Genomic DNA, 15,075 nt, shown 5'->3' with positions numbered 1-15,075 from the left:
AGATTAAGGAAGTTTAAGTACTTGTCCGACCACAATAAGATCAGAAGTTAACTGATTACATTCTCTCAAAATTTTGACAGTCGTTTTATTAGCCTTTGCAATTTTTTCTAAACTATCTCCGGGTTGGACCTTGTATGTTTTAGATGAATTTATCGCTTGTTTGTTTGCAATTTCTTGTGTTGCTGTTTCTCTTGCCTGCCAGACATCTATGAGAGAATGCAAAGCTGCCTCCAGGCTGCTAATATGCTGATCCTGTGCTTCAAGAATTTTCTCAACATCAACCAATTTTTGCTTATATTGAGCTAAAACATTTACCGAATCATTGGCATGATTTTTTAATTGTCTAAGATCATTCATCAAACCGTTGACAGCTTTATCAAGAGTATCAATTTTCCCTTCTAAATTAATACTCATCGCTCGTGTATATTCTCTTTGCCCCTCTAAATCATCTACAATTTGTTGACGAATTTGATCAAGTGAACTTTCTTGATTATGCAATTTGTTTTCAAAAATGCGTATCTCTGCTTCATGATTACTTAATTCGTGTTTAAGATCGGCTAAACTATTCTTAAATCGGATTGTATTATTATCAAGAACTGGACGAGTAGATTGTTGATTAGGCAAGTTAGAATGTGCCGAGTAATTTGGATAAGTTGCACTCATGCAATTTAAAAGTGGGAACATGATTAGTGTTCCCATAAGGAAAGAAAATTTAACGTTCATAAATCTTGAACTCTACGCGACGGTTTCTAGACCAGCCTTCTTCATGTTTTTCTAAGACGACGGGTCGTTCTTTCCCATAAGAAATGGTAAAGAGATTATCTGGATTAACATCTTCACTAATCAAAAGGTTACGAACGGCATTGCTACGACGGGAACCTAGAGCCAAGTTATAAGCTTGAGGTCCTCTTTCATCGGTATGCCCTTCAATAAAAATATAAACATTTGGATGGCGACGCATGAAATCAGCAATTTGATGAATTGTTTGTAAATTTGCCTGACCTTTAATCATACTGCTATCATAATCGAAGTAAATCGTTTTAAAAATGGCTGCGAGTTGGGGAATCATGCAAGGATCTTGAAAAGATTCAATACTCGGAATGGAACTACCTATTTCACCAGGCGTTTCTCGAGGTTGGCGAGCAAGGATATCTGCCATTGCAAACTCATTGTTGGCTTGATCTTGTAAGGGAATGAAGTCTGCGCGAGAATAATCACAGTCTTGAAAACCTCCTTCTTGATGGCTATACTCATCATCTACGCATTCAAAATCGTTTTTTGAATGAACTTGGCGAGAGTCGCCATGTTTGCCGCCAAGAGCCCTTACACCACGGTTCATGTGCCGGCCAGCGGATTTTGTATCTTCCCAAACATCGCTACCATTTCTTGCGCAACTTTGAAGTAGACAGGCAGACCCTAATAAGGCTACTAAATAAAAAGAATATATTCTCATAAGATTTTCTCCGGAAATTAGAGAGAGCTCATTGAAGTTTTGTAAGTGAAAAAACGGTTTCTTTTTGAAATTTACTCTATTTGCAAAAAAAATTTTGAATGAATTTGTAATTAAATTTTTGAGAAAAAATAAAATATAACGTTAAAAAAAAATTGATCATAAAAGCTTCAAAAAAAACATTTTAGCAAATTAATGAAATCTCGAAAAAAGTCGAACATAGTTTAACAAAAATCATGTCAAATTAGCAAAAAAAAACACTAGCATTCTCAATCTCTTATCTAATTAGATGATAAACAAGCGATTAGCGATCAAAACGTAACTCCCAATTGGGATAACGTTTTTCTCCTTTTCCTGAAGTTATGCGAGTTGCCTCCGTTTGATTCAAATTAATCAAATAGAGCTGGCTATCATTTGTATCAGCTGAATTATAAACAAGATGAAGGCTATTGGGAGCCCACGAAGGATTTTCCTTGTTAATAGGTCCTTGCGTTAATTGTTTTTCCTGGTTGGTTGTAAAATCGTAAATCCAAATTTGCCTAATCCCATCAGTTCGGGAGCAATAAGCAATTTTTGTTCCGTCTGGTGACCATGCAGGAGCAGAACTTTCTCGATTGCGCTTAGTAATTAGAGTTGCCTTTATATTTTTTAAACTTGTTCCAGGTTCTGGAATGGCAATGACGTAAATTTTTGGAGAACCATCTTTATCAGATACAAAAGCTACTTTGGTTCCATCAGGATTAAATGAAGGAGTACTTTGGGTAGCTAATTTAGCAGAGAAAATTTGCTGCGGTTTTCCAACAACACCTGTTTCAGGATTGAAAAGTTGCAAAAATAAATCGGGATTGCCAGTTGCGTCGCTAATAAAGGCTATTTTATCTCGTTGTTGAGAAAGTGTAGGCATCAGTTGATTACCTTTAAGCTTCAATAAACGCTGTCCTTTGCCATCTTTTAAATTCGCAATATAAATTTTTGATTGTCCGGCTTGATAAGAAACATAAAGAAAATTGCCTGATAAAAAACCTTTTTTTGGTGGAATGTAAGTAGGATTCACACAAAAAGATTTTTCTTGGGTAATTTGTCGTGCATTTTCTCCATCGTAATCAGCTTCCCAAACTTCGGAAGAAAGTTTTTGTTTATTATCGACAAGAGGAGTTTTAACTGTGTACAAAATTTTAGTAGAGGCAACTCCCTCCACTCCAAATAAGGCTTTATGAATAGTGTCTGCAATACGATGAATTAATCGGCGATCTTGGGATAAATCACCGGTTAGCATAACGGGATCACATTTTTTAAGATTTTGTGTATTCGTATTTAATATAAATACCTGAAGAAAGTTTTCTTTGATAATACCTTTGATCACATAAAAAATATTTTGTGCTTGCCAAGTTTGAGCAATACCTAAATCTTCTAGCTCACCTGCATTGGCTAACTGGTCATTGGAGGCATTTCTTTTTGATAAATAAGTAGATCCATTGTGATTAAGATCAAATGTTAAGATATCTTCCAATTGTTTAAGATAGGATGGAGAAAAATTTGTCTGTTCTATAGTGAAAGGAGCTAAATAAAGAGGAACAAGAGAAGAATCTGTCGAGAGGCGAACAACAATAGGGTCTTCGTCTATCGAATGAGCAAAAAAGGGGGCTAAAGATAAACAAAAGCAGATGAGAAATTGTATCCAATGGTTAGATGTTTTAAAAAAAAATGCATACATAAAATTTCTTGGGTTTTTAATAATCTAATAGATTTTTTAGTGAATAAACTTGTAATCCAGGTTAATAATCGTTATTTAACGTAACTAAAAAAGTGTATTGTGAAAGTCCTTCAAATCGAGTTCCGAAAGCTGGAAAATAAATCGTGGGAAGGTTTTTTTCTATGTACTGCTGATTTTTTGAACTTTCACTTTTTACAATGCTAATTTGAGCAATTTTGCCTGTTCGGTCGATTGTCAATTTAACTTGTACAGATCCGTAATCGGGTAATTTTAGAAAAAGTTTTAATCGTTGAGCAATTTCTTCTCGATAACTGCTATCCCTTCCATTTAACTCTCCTTGAACACTATTTCCTTGAGGTAAAGTGTCAATTTGTAGATTTTGAATCTGTTTTAGAATAGGGGATTCTCCAATTTTAGTTAGCGTGGTAGAATTGGATTTTTGTTTTGCCTCTCCTATTTTGGCTAGATTTTCTTTAGCTTTAGCTAAGAGCTGTTGCTCTTTTTTTAGAGCAGCCTCTTGCGAGGCTGCTAATTCTTGCTTAAGTCGCTTGTCAGCATCTTTGGCAAGAGTTTCCTTAGCAATATTTTCTTTTTTAACAGCCTCTTTTTTTTGTTTTTCTTTCTCAAATGTTGATGCTGGAGTCGCTTTTACTTTTTTCTTCTCTGCTTGTTTTTGTTCAGTGGTTTTTTGTGGGGGGTCAGTTTTTTTTATTTTTGGTGAAGAGGCTGTATTTTTTTTTGGTTCAGTTTTTGGAGAGGGTTTAGATTCTAACTTAAGTTCAGATTTTTTTTCAGTCACTTTATGTGATTTAGAAGAGTCTTGTGGTTTTGTCTTAGCAGGTAAGGGATTTTCTGGTGTTAAAGGTAACGAAGTGGATGAGACTAAACTCTTATCAATCTCTTGTGTAAGCAAAGTTTTTATAGAAGAGGGAGGAGCGGAAGGTTGCAAGATAAGTGTCGAGACTACTAATTTCGTCGTTTGTTGTTTTTCTGGTGAAATTGACCATGTAGAATTAACTAATAAAATCAGTAAATGAAAAAATATGACCGCAATAGCAATCAACCACCAAGCTTTTTGCTGGGTATATGTTTGAAAAAAGAGAGAAGTTGGATCATTGTGCATAAGCAATGGGTTGCTTTAAGCAGGTTTTAAAATAATGTCTACTTTTGAAAATCCTGCTTCTTCTGCAGCATTCTTGACTAGTTGGTATGTCCCGAAACAGGCTTTTTTATCATGAAAAATTTGAGGCGTAATTTTGGGATGTTTCAATTTAATTTGTTTAAGCTTTTCGGCTAATAGATGAGGAAGTATAAGTTCTTGATTTAACCAAATTGTGTTATCAGATCTTACATGAATAGTAATCGGACTATTTTCTTGAACAGACTGATGATTATTTAAATTAAACTTTGGCGCATCAGCAAGTTCAACATGATCTTGTTCTAATAAGGGGGCAATTACAATAAACATAATCAAAATAACAAACACAACGTCAATTAAAGGTGTCAAATTCACGGCAGGTTCATCGGGAATTGAAGAGTGAGAAAAAGAGAAACGGTTTCTAATCATTGTGCTCACCTTTTCTAAGCTTCTACTTTGCGATATTGTAATTCAACAGCAGCTAAAATGTCGTTTGAAAAACCTTCCATATCCATCGAAAAATCACGAATTTCATTTTTTAAATAATTATATCCAATTAAAGCGGGAATCGCGTCAAGAAGCCCCAGAACTGTGGTAGCCAAAGCAAGGGATAGTCCACTGAGTACCATTTGATGAGTACTTCCGCCTGATTGATGAGATTGTAATTCCGCAAATGTTGTCAAAATCCCCCAAACAGTTCCCAATAACCCTAGAAATGGTGCCAAACTGACAGTTGTGGAAAGAACGTAAAGATTTTTTTCTAAATATTTTATTTGAGAAGCAACTTGAGTGGATAAATGAGAGGCAACGTAGTCTATATCACTTAACGAAAGAAATGTGGGTGATTGCGGAGTGTTAGATAGTTGAGTATGAAAATGGCGATTTTTAGCCAATACATCTAAAGTTTGTCGTTTTAAAACTTTATAGAGGTCTAAAAAAGGATTAAGGTGTGTTTTGTTATTTATTGTATCATAGTCGAGGCTAAGGGGATTCGCTTTTTGTAATTGAAAAGCTTCATGAAATCGGAAGGCATATTTTTTGGCTTGAGAAGTCAACCATAATTTATGAATTAAAACAATCCAGCTACAAATAGAAAGAATATATAAAGCTAAAAAAATTAGTTTACCTAATACATCGGATTGAGAATAAGCTTCAAAAAAAGGATTATTAGCTAATATATTAACATTTACATACATTTACAATACCTTTATTATTTATAATAATTTACTTGAATATAAATTTTCAAATTTATTATACTAATTATCCAATGTGATTAATATCAAATAGGTGATTATACCCTATTTGTCAAGTTTTGTAAAAATAAAAACTAGATTTAAATAGGAATTTTTTGATGACTTCACCTTAGATTCGAACTTTGAATTATTTTCGCGAAAATTCAGTTTTTTGTTTTTGTTTTAAAAAGATCAACTTGTGAAAATGGGCTTGCCAATTTTCCTTCAGAAGATTTTTTGATACTGATCAAAGTTTTGACTTTCAAAGAATAAACAAAACTCACGCAAAGTGAAATTTCATCCCCCTTCATTTGAAAGGCTTCAATAAGCCGTATAAAGCCAGGAGATGTTTGAATGAACAATTATATTCGTTTCTTTTTATTATTAATTGGGTTTGCTTCCCCCCTACCGTCTTTTGCCACATTCGAAGGTTCTGCCCATGTACAAGTTCAGTTAATTCAAGAAGAAGAGACAATTCAGCCAGGCCATCCTTTTTGGGTTGCCCTTCATCTTAAAATCGAAGATGATTGGCACGTGTACTGGAAAAATCCGGGGGATGCGGGAATACCATTAAAAGTTGAGTGGACATTACCTCTCGGGTTTGAAGTGGGGCCTTTACAATGGCCTTTTCCTGGAAAATTTAAGGTGGCTGATATGGTGGGATTTGGATATGAAGGAGAAGTTGTCCTACTAAGTTTAATTACCCCTCCTGCTAATCTCTCTATTGGACAAACTTTCCAATTGAATGCTAAACTCAAATGGCTTGTTTGTTCAGATCTTACGTGTCAGCCAGGATCAACAACGACAGCTCTTCAAGTTGTCACTCAAAATGATGCGCCAAAATTAAAAACTGAAACGGCTACTCTTTTTTCCCAAGCACGTTTGAAAATTCCCAGTTTTCATGCAGAAGTAAAAACTGTGCGTAAATCAGGAATTGTCCAAATTGAAATGCCTCACGCGAATCAAATACCAAATGTTGACCCCGTTATTGGAGTTTATTTTTTTCCTGAAGAAAAGGATGTTATTGATTATAAAGTTGATCCTGTTCTTGCTGCTGCTTCTAAGCAAGATCAGCGATTTTTAGTCAATTTAAAAGGAAGCGATGAGATTGGGGCTAAAAGTCAGACTTTAAAAGGTGTTTTGGTGGTGCATACTCAGCAAGGGAATGAAGAAAGTGTCCAAGCTTTTGATATAGATACACCAATCCACGAAGTTGGCGAAAAAGAGTTAATCAGTCATTTGGACACTCACTCGATAAGATCTTCCACGCTTGAAATGGAAACTCAAAAAACCCAAGCATCATCTTTTGAGTTTGAAGGAGGAATTGCTCTTGCTCTTTTATTTGCTTTTTTAGGGGGGATGATTCTAAATTTAATGCCTTGCGTTTTACCTGTTATGTCATTCAAAGTGATGAGCTTTGTTAAAATGGCCGGTCAAAGTCGTTCTTTAACGATCAAACATGGTTTAATGTTTTCTTTAGGAGTCATTCTCTCATTTTGGCTATTAGCTTCTGCAATGCTAACTCTACGTGCTTATGGTCAAGCTGTGGGTTGGGGATTTCAATTGCAAGAGCCTATTTTTGTGGTTATTTTAGCCTCTGTTTTATTTATATTTGCATTGAGTTTATTTGGACTTTTTGAGTGGGGAATGTTTTTTGCTTCTTGGGCGGGGCAGACGCAAGCTGAAAAAGCAACTCAATGGTCTGGTTACATGGGTTCTTTCTTAAGTGGAGTTTTAGCAACAGCTGTTGCTACACCTTGCACAGGGCCTTTTTTAGGCTCTGCTGTGGGATTTGCTGTCACATTACCTGTTTTTCAATCATTACTAATTTTTACATTGCTTGGATTAGGAATGTGCTTTCCTTATTTATTACTTGCTAGTTTTCCCGCTTTTTTGCGGTTTATGCCCAAACCTGGTCCATGGATGGAAACTTTTAAAGAACTTATGGGATTTGTTTTACTAATCACTGTCTTATGGTTAATGTGGGTATTTAGTGCACAGACAAATACTTTTTCTCTTATTTGCTTAATAGCTGGTTTCTTGAGCTTTGCTATAGGAGCTTGGATTTATGGGAAAGGGAGTCATCCTCTTATAAGTTCAAAAAAGCGAATAATCGCTTATGTCACCGCCTTATTCTTCATCTTAATGGGTATAGAAGCTATTATTTTACCAAAAGATTCGTGGAATGATAGTTCAACTTTTTCTCAGATTGGAAATGCAGAGTGGGCTGGATGGGAGGTATTTTCACCGGAACGAGTTGCCGAATTAAGAAAACAAGGAAGACCTGTTCTGATTGATTTTACCGCTAAATGGTGTTTGATTTGTCAGGCCAATCATATCGTTTTAGGTTCTAAAGAAGTTGATAAAAAACTTTCGGAAAAAGGTGTTGTTAAAATGATAGCCGATTGGACCAAGAATGATCCAGTGATTACTGAGGCTTTGAGCCAATTTGGACGCAATAGTGTGCCCCTCTATGTTTTTTATGGAAGTGATCAGAAGCAAGAGCCTACTATTTTACCTCAAGTACTCACTTCTGATATTGTCAAAGAACACATTAATTCAGTTTTGAATTCTAAAGAGGTAGCATGGATAGAATGAGCTATTCTCTTTCATTTATTGACTCTCACGCCCATTTAACAAGTTCTCCTGTTTACGAACAAATCGATGTTCTTTTGGAAAGAGCGCAAAAAGAGCACGTTCATCAAATAGTCAATATTTGTACTGATCCCGAGTCGTTAAAAAAAGGGATAGAACTTTCCAAAAAATATCCTTGGATTTTCCAAACGGCTGCAACCCCTCCCAATAATGTACAAAAAGAAGGTGAAGCAGCATTTGAAACGATTGCAGATTATGCTCGTAAAGGTTATTTAAAAGCGATTGGAGAAACAGGATTAGATTATTATTATGATTACTCTTCAAAAGAGATTCAAAAAGACTTCTTCCATCGTTATTTGCATTTAGCTCTTGAATGTCGATTACCTGTAGTCATTCATTGTCGAGAGGCTTTTGCAGATTTTTTTGAAATTATTGACGCAGAATATCGAATTGACTGTCGTCATGCTCCAGGTGTTTTACACTGTTTCACAGGAACAATTGCAGAAGCTGAAGAGGTCATTAAAAGAGGGTGGATGCTCTCTCTAAGTGGGATTGTCACTTTTAAAAAAAGTTTTGAGTTGCAGCAAGTTGCAAAAGAAGTTCCTCTGTCCCAATTATTGATTGAAACAGATACGCCATATCTAGCCCCTCAAAAATATCGGGGCCACCCCAATGAGCCTTCTTATATCATAGAGACAGCTCGTTTGATTGCATCTTTAAAAGGTATTTCTCTAGAGGAAGTGGCACATGCGACTTCTGAAAATGCACGTTATTTATTTCGAATTTAATGATATAAATTTATTTGTTGAAAGTGTTAAATATTTTTTTACGATCCATTTTTGAAATTATATTTAAATTTTTTGACATTTAATGATTGTAAAAATTAATTATTTCCTATTTTTATAAATAAATTTATTTTGATTTTATAATGAATGAAAATATCATTATATATGATCAATTTTAAATTGAATTGGATCCACTAGCTAGGTATATATAGACTCAAAACATTGGAAATCGTTTTTGAGTATCCCATGACTTATACTTATCAATCTCCTCCTATTCCTAAAGCTTTTATTTGGCGAAGAGCTCATTCTTTAACAGGTCTTTGGTTAGTTTTATTTTTGATCGAACATTTACTAACTAATTCTCAAGCGGCGCTTTTTATTGGAGATGATGGAAGTGGCTTTGTAGCGGCAGTCAACTGGATAAAAGGATTACCTTATTTACCTTTGATTGAAATCATTTTATTAGGATTACCACTTTTAATTCATGGATTTTGGGGCATTCATTATTTATTTCAGGCAAAATACAATACTCAGCCTTCTGATGGATCGCAACCTTCTCTTCCAGGGCATTTTCGCAATCATGCCTATACATGGCAAAGAATTACTTCGTGGATTTTATTGTTTGGAATTGTGGCTCATGTCATTCATATGCGTTTTTTAGAATATCCAGTAACTGCTCAATTGGACACTCAACATTATTATCTCGTTCGCTTGGAAAAAGATAATGGTTTGTACACCCTTTCTAAAAGACTAGGATTTGATCTCTACTCTCAATCGCAAATTCAAGAGATAAAACAAACTATTTTCTCCCATTTAGGTCCTTTAGTTGCTTTGGAAGAAACTCCTGAGCAATTAATTGCAGCTCAGAAAAATCGCGAAGAAAAAGCTTGGGTAGAGGCTTTTGAAAGTTTACATATAAACGCAAATCAGTTAGTGGCCGCATCAAAAACTTTTGGTATCGCTGAATTATTAATTGTAAGAGATACTTTCAAAAAACCAATCATGATTTTTTTGTATTCTGGTCTTGTGATTGCTGCTTGTTTTCACGCTTTTAATGGACTTTGGACATTTATGATCACCTGGGGGATTTCTTTGACTGCTAGATCTCAAAATTTTATGAGGAAAATGGCTACTTTACTGATGATCATGATTGCTTTTTTGGGGTTTGCGGCGATTTGGGGCACATATTGGTTTAATCTCTCACATTAATAGGAATTGGTAAGATGTCTAAAGCTAAAGAAGTAATCGTGGTTGGAGGGGGATTATCAGGGCTTTCTACGGCTATGAAACTCGCAGAAAATGGTTGCAATGTCAAAATCGTCTCAGTCACAAAAGTGAAACGCTCTCATTCTGTATGTGCTCAAGGAGGAATTAACGCAGCGATGAATTTAAAAGGAGAAGATGATTCTCCTTTGATTCATGCCTATGACACGATTAAAGGAGGTGACTTTTTAGCTAACCAACCTCCTGTTTTAGAAATGTGTTTAGCAGCTCCAGCAATTATTCAGATGATGGCACGGTTTGGGTGTCCTTTCAATCGAACTTCGGAAGGAAATTTAGATTTTAGACGCTTTGGAGGCACGCTTTATAATCGAACCGCTTTTTGTGGTGCTTCTACTGGACAGCAGCTGCTTTATGCTCTAGATGAGCAAGTTAGAAAATACGAAGTGATGGGGAGAGTTGAAAAATTTGAATCTCATGAATTTATGCGTCTGATCTTAGATGAACAAGGACTCGCTAGAGGTATTGTCATGATGGATCTTTTTAACATGAAGTTAGATGTGCTAAAAGCCGATGCTGTTGTGATAGCAACGGGAGGAATTGGAATGATTTTTAAAAAATCGACAAATTCCACGTTTTGTACTGGAGCTGCTAATGGTCGTTTATTTAAACAAGGCATGATTTATGCGAATGGAGAATTTATCCAAATTCATCCAACAGCTATTCCGGGGCATGATAAACTCCGATTAATGTCAGAATCTGCCCGTGGGGAAGGAGGACGCATTTGGGTTTATGGAGATTCTTCTAAACAGATAAAAAAAGCGGATGGAACTGAAATTCCATGTGGAAAAACAGGAGAGCCTTGGTATTTTCTTGAAGAGTTATATCCAGCATTTGGAAATTTGGTTCCCCGCGATATTGGTGCAAGAGAAGTTTTACGTATTTGCGAAATGGGATTAGGGATCAATGGGGAAATGCAGGTTTATCTCGACGTATCCCATCTATCGGATGAGAAAAAACAAAAGCTTAAAGCGATTTTGGAAATTTATCAAAAATTTACTGGTGATGATCCAAAAAAGGTTCCTATGCGAATTTTCCCTGCTATGCATTATACAATGGGGGGGGCGTGGGTTGATTGGCCAGCTGCGGATGATCACGATCGGTTTGATCGTTTTAGACAAATGACTAATTTACATGGATGTTTTAATGTTGGCGAATCAGATTACCAATATCATGGAGCTAATCGATTAGGAGCCAACGCGCTACTCTCTTGTATTTTCAGTGGGCTTGTTGCCGGGCAAGAAGTACCTAGATATTTAGATCAATTAACCCATTCTTATCGAGAAACTCCATCTTCAGTTTTTGAATCAGCTTTAAATGCCGAACAAGACATAAAAAAAGATTTATTATCGAGGAAGGGTATTGAAAATATTCATCGTTTACATGACGAATTATCTGATTGGATGCTTACAAATGTAACAGTTAAACGAAATAATGCCGACCTACTAAAAACCCTTAATAAATTGAAGGAACTGAGAGAGCGATATCAACACATTTCGCTAGATGATCGAACGCAATTTGCTAATCAAACATATGCTGTCGCCAATCAGTTTGGGCCTATGCTCGAGATTGCTATGGTAATTACTAAAGGTGCTCTTTTACGGAATGAATTTAGAGGAGCTCACTATAAACCAGAGTTTCCAGAGCGAAATGATAAAGAGTGGTTAAAAACAACTTTAGCAACTTATCAGGTAGATGAACCGCGCATTGAATATGCAGAAGTAGATTTACGCCATCTCCAACCTATTCAAAGAGATTATACACAGGCTAAAAAAATTAAACCCAAATTAGAAAATATCCCTGCCAATCTTATTTTACCTATTTAATACCTAGGAGATTTTTGATGGTTCGAACATACATTTTAAAAATATATCGGGGAGAACCGGGATCTCAATATTGGGAAGAATTTGAACTTGCTTTAATTCCTTATGCGAATGTGATTTCTTCATTAATGGAAATCCAACGCAACCCTATCAATATTAAAGGGGAAAAAGTCAAACCTGTCGTATGGGAGTCAGGTTGTTTAGAAGAAGTTTGCGGGTCTTGTTCAATGCTTATCAATGCTTATCCTCGGCAAGCTTGCACAGCTCTTATTGAACCAATTTTGAATGAAACAAAGAATTTGATTATTACTTTAGCGCCTCTGACCAAATTTCCTTTAGTGAGAGATTTGATTGTAGATCGTAGTCGCATGTTTGAAAATTTAAAAAAAGTGCATGCATGGATTGATGTCGACGGAACCTACCAGCAAGGTCCAGGACCAAATATTGGTCCAGAAAAGCAAAAAGTGATGTATTCTTTAGCAACCTGCATGACTTGCGGCTGTTGCTCCGAAGCCTGTCCTCAAGTTAACATGCATTCTCCGTTTATAGGCCCTGCGGCAATTTCGCAAGTCCGCTTATTTAATGCAAACCCGATTGGAAAAACGCAAAAAGAAAAGCGTTTAAGGCCTTTGATGCAGGAAGGGGGAGTGAATGATTGTGGAAATAATCAAAACTGCGTGAGGGTTTGTCCAAAAGACATTCCCTTAACAGATTCTATTGCAACAATTAGTCGCGATGTCACAAAACAAGCAATTGAAGATCTTTTTAGTTTTCCTGATAGACAAGACTAACCATTCATTTAATAATTATTAATTAAAGTTAAAATACTAATGACTGTCAATTAATAATTTGTTATTATATTAAATTTAATTTTTTTAATTCTATAGGATATAATGTCCCTTCATACCTATTATTTTAAACGCTTAATCTGGGTTTTAATTGCAAAAACCTGCTTCATCGTCGGATTTATTATTTGGGGTGGGGTGGGATTGGGACCTGACGAAGCTCAATATTGGACTTGGAGCCAAAAGCTTGATTGGGGTTACTACAGTAAACCCCCTGGCGTTGCTTGGCAAATTTGGTTAGGGACACAGTTGTGGGGGCAAACAGAATTAGGAATTCGTTTTTTTTCTTTAATATGGTCATTTTTACAGACTTATTTAGTATTTGTTTTAGCGTTAGAAGCTGGATTAAAGCCTAGAACAGCCTTTTGGAGTGGAATTGTCATGGCTTTTTCTCCTATCGGTTTGTTAGGATCTTTTCTTGCCATTACGGATGGAGGGTGCTTAATTTTTTGGACATTAGCATGCATAATTGTTGTGAGAGCTTTGCGGAAAAATCTTAGCCCTTCTCCTTTTTTGGTTGGTTTATGTTTAATGGCTGGAGCTTTATTTAAATGGCCCATCTATTTTTTTTGGGTATTTTTTCTCATCAGTCAATATCTTTGGTTTCCTCAACTTTCTTTGACAAGGCTTGTAAGTGGGATTTGTGTTTCTCTAATGGGTCTTTTACCAAGTTTTTGGTGGAATATTTCTCATGATTGGGCAACCTTCCGTCATGTTTTCTCTACTCTTCAAGGTGGGCATGGTGCAACAGGCGGGAATTTTTTTGAATTCTTAGTGATTCAAGCTCTGTTAATCTCACCAATTTTGTTTGGATTGTTACTTTATAGTTGGTTTTATCAAGCAAAAAAAATGAAGCCTATGCCTCTTATCCACACAAGTTTTAAAAAAACTCTGTTATTTTGTGGAGGACTTTCATTAATATGCTTAGCGTGTGCTTTAGGCCTGTCACTTTTTCAAAAAATTCAGGGAAATTGGATTGTTTTTGCGTATCCGACAGCAATTGTTTGGTTAGCAGGTTTTGCTTGCGAAGGAAGTCGCCACGAGAAATGGTTGAAATTAGGAGTAGCTACTGCAGGATGCTTAGTTTTGTCTCTTTTTTCTTTTCCACTGTTTTACCAATCTCAATGGCGGCCTATTTTTATGACGTATAAGTGGAACCCTTTCAAACACAATATGGGTTGGGACCAGTTAGAACAATCATTATTAGAAGCCAAATATAACCCTTTAACCGACTTTTTAGTTAGCGATAAATATCAGACAACCAGCATCTTAAGTTTTTATGGCCCTCTGCAACAAAGAGCCTATTTTCTTAACCTTCATCATGCTCGTCAAAATCAGTTTTCGTATTGGCCAAGCATGGTGGATGACTATGCAGGAAAAACTGGTTACTTCATCTGGATGGAGAACCAACCTTATTTAGAGCGTGATTGGAAAAAAAAGTTAGACTTTTATCAAAATGAATTAAAAAACTATTTCAAGCATGTAGAACTTATGGGTCTTTTTCCCCTTCTTTATGAGAATCAAAAAGTTGTGAAAGGTGTTTTTATTTTTAGATGCACTGACTGTAAATCAAACCCTCTTCCCTCAACACAAATTTTTTAAACTGATAAGTTTATAGTCGAAAAAAGCAAAAATGGGTTATTATGAATTTGTAAGTGATTTAGCTCAAAGTTTGAGATTTCAGCCATTTTTTTCACCGCTGATTGGGATATTTGAATATTAAGCCAATCAACGATATTTATTTTTTTTAAGGGACCATGACGCTAATGGTACCGCTTGAATTGTACGCAATTTAAAGCAAAACCATTAGGAAACGGACCCACGTTAACAAAACGTGTTGATCGAGCCAATTCAAGTCCCTCTCAGCGGTGTTTTCTTTTTTGATAATTCATTATGTTCCAGAATAACCTTAAATTACGTTTTCCGAGCACTTTATATAAACTTGTTTTTAAATGCTAAGTTTGAGAGAGAATAGTTTAGAGGTTCATTATTAACTACGGTCATCGAAAAGGGGATAAGTAGAGAAGATGCTTAATCTAGTGTGTTTCAATTAGACTTTTGTTTCAAATTCTTAATCTTTACATTTTATCCTCTTTTTTCTAAACTAGTTCCATGTTTACAAAGTTAAGCAAATGACAATCTCAGTTTTGAGTTTATTTAATTGGGAAACACTTTGATTGTTAATCAATTAAATAAACTCAGGACTTAGGGC

The 15,075-nt window shown here is 35.7% G+C and carries 12 protein-coding genes; 6 read left to right on the top strand and 6 right to left on the bottom strand.

Annotated elements, in window-relative coordinates; translation table 11 throughout:
• Positions 1-3: 3 nt before the first annotated feature.
• The 6 genes from PC_RS11655 to PC_RS08855 form a co-directional block, all read right to left on the bottom strand.
• Positions 4-723: a LysM peptidoglycan-binding domain-containing protein gene (locus PC_RS11655; protein ID WP_011176397.1), complete on the bottom strand. Its 720-nt coding sequence runs from the start codon at positions 721-723 to the stop codon at positions 4-6.
• Complete coding sequence (locus tag PC_RS08875) at positions 713-1,453, bottom strand: OmpA family protein (protein ID WP_011176396.1); 741 nt, start codon at positions 1,451-1,453, stop codon at positions 713-715. Before PC_RS08875 ends, PC_RS11655 begins: the two co-directional genes overlap by 11 nt.
• Positions 1,454-1,754: 301 nt before the next feature.
• Entirely contained in the window at positions 1,755-3,164 is a 1,410-nt protein-coding gene (gene tolB, locus PC_RS08870; RefSeq protein WP_011176395.1) for a Tol-Pal system protein TolB, read from the bottom strand.
• A gap of 61 nt (positions 3,165-3,225) precedes the next feature.
• Positions 3,226-4,287 (bottom strand): energy transducer TonB, encoded by a 1,062-nt coding sequence (locus tag PC_RS08865; protein ID WP_044045244.1) that lies wholly within the window; start codon positions 4,285-4,287, stop codon positions 3,226-3,228.
• A gap of 15 nt (positions 4,288-4,302) precedes the next feature.
• Positions 4,303-4,731, bottom strand: coding sequence for an ExbD/TolR family protein (locus tag PC_RS08860; protein WP_011176393.1), 429 nt, complete (start codon positions 4,729-4,731; stop codon positions 4,303-4,305).
• A gap of 14 nt (positions 4,732-4,745) precedes the next feature.
• Positions 4,746-5,498, bottom strand: coding sequence for a MotA/TolQ/ExbB proton channel family protein (locus tag PC_RS08855; RefSeq protein WP_011176392.1), 753 nt, complete (start codon positions 5,496-5,498; stop codon positions 4,746-4,748).
• A 390-nt stretch (positions 5,499-5,888) separates the two neighbouring features.
• On the opposite strand from PC_RS08855, the gene PC_RS08850 reads away from it, so the two are divergent.
• The 6 genes from PC_RS08850 to PC_RS08825 all read left to right on the top strand — a co-directional run bounded on the left by PC_RS08850 (position 5,889) and on the right by PC_RS08825 (position 14,465).
• Positions 5,889-8,132, top strand: coding sequence for a protein-disulfide reductase DsbD family protein (locus tag PC_RS08850; RefSeq protein WP_011176390.1), 2,244 nt, complete (start codon positions 5,889-5,891; stop codon positions 8,130-8,132).
• Entirely contained in the window at positions 8,120-8,917 is a 798-nt protein-coding gene (locus tag PC_RS08845) for a TatD family hydrolase (RefSeq protein ID WP_011176389.1), read from the top strand. Before PC_RS08850 ends, PC_RS08845 begins: the two co-directional genes overlap by 13 nt.
• Positions 8,918-9,160: 243 nt before the next feature.
• Positions 9,161-10,123, top strand: coding sequence for a succinate dehydrogenase/fumarate reductase transmembrane subunit (locus tag PC_RS08840; protein WP_011176388.1), 963 nt, complete (start codon positions 9,161-9,163; stop codon positions 10,121-10,123).
• A 14-nt stretch (positions 10,124-10,137) separates the two neighbouring features.
• The gene (gene sdhA / locus PC_RS08835; protein WP_011176387.1) at positions 10,138-12,021 is read left to right on the top strand and encodes a succinate dehydrogenase flavoprotein subunit; all 1,884 of its coding nucleotides are present in this window, start codon (positions 10,138-10,140) and stop codon (positions 12,019-12,021) included.
• A gap of 17 nt (positions 12,022-12,038) precedes the next feature.
• Positions 12,039-12,809 carry a succinate dehydrogenase iron-sulfur subunit gene (gene sdhB, locus PC_RS08830; RefSeq protein WP_042282006.1) on the top strand — a complete coding sequence of 257 codons (771 nt, stop codon included), beginning with the start codon at positions 12,039-12,041 and terminating at the stop codon, positions 12,807-12,809.
• Between the two features lie 102 nt (positions 12,810-12,911).
• On the top strand, positions 12,912-14,465 hold the full coding sequence (locus PC_RS08825; protein ID WP_011176385.1) for an ArnT family glycosyltransferase: 1,554 nt from the start codon (positions 12,912-12,914) through the stop codon (positions 14,463-14,465).
• Positions 14,466-15,075 lie beyond the last annotated feature (610 nt).

It is taken from the genome of Candidatus Protochlamydia amoebophila UWE25 (assembly GCF_000011565.2).
Classification (GTDB): Bacteria; Chlamydiota; Chlamydiia; order Chlamydiales; family Parachlamydiaceae; genus Protochlamydia; species Protochlamydia amoebophila.
The sequence above is the reverse complement of the archived record's forward strand: the minus strand, read 5'-3'. Positions and strand labels throughout refer to the sequence as shown.